The sequence below is a fragment of the Oleiphilus sp. HI0079 genome (genome assembly GCF_001635105.1).
The window spans coordinates 1-526 of sequence record NZ_LWFT01000149.1 but is presented as its reverse complement, the minus strand read 5'-3'; the positions used below and the strand labels follow the sequence as shown (position 1 = coordinate 526).

Annotated in this window: 1 protein-coding gene; it reads left to right on the top strand. The window is 49.0% G+C overall.

Annotated features, from left to right (window positions below; genetic code table 11):
* On the top strand, positions 1-387 hold a 387-nt coding region (locus tag A3750_RS02270; protein ID WP_231871678.1), incomplete at its 5' end, for a hypothetical protein.
* Between the last annotated feature and the right edge of the window lie 139 nt (positions 388-526).

Sequence of the window (526 nt, the reverse complement as noted above, 5' to 3'; positions counted from 1 at the left end):
GGAAGGAAGGTTATGGAGATACGCATGGTAGAGCGCCGCAACGACAAGACACGCGAGAACAGCACGCGATATAGTGTTGATTTGAACCGACGCGTTGCTACATTACGCAAAGTGCGGACGGGCACTGAGGTGGGGGTGCGTGCATCGCCGGAGGAATTCGATTTTCATCTTCATACGGTCATCTATCGTTTGCTTGAAGCGGATGGCGAGAGCGATTACAGCGGCCCTTTCATGATCGATGCAGAGGGCATAGTGCGTGTTGCTGGTGTACTCGATGAGAGCCGCGACTACGCCTTTATTATTGAGGCCTTATCTTCTGATGGTGAAAGCGTTCAAAGTGACGTTCAAACGCTTAGCATCGGCGATATTCTAGATACAAAGCATTAGTAGTTCGGCATTCGCCGATTCTTTTGAAATTCGTTCTTTCTTTTCCGGTATTTCTCAAAGACAGACTCTTGTTTTTCTCGTTTTTCTCGTCACTCTCGTCGCCGTATTTTCAGTGTTTGAGGTCGGAGCAGGAGCGCGT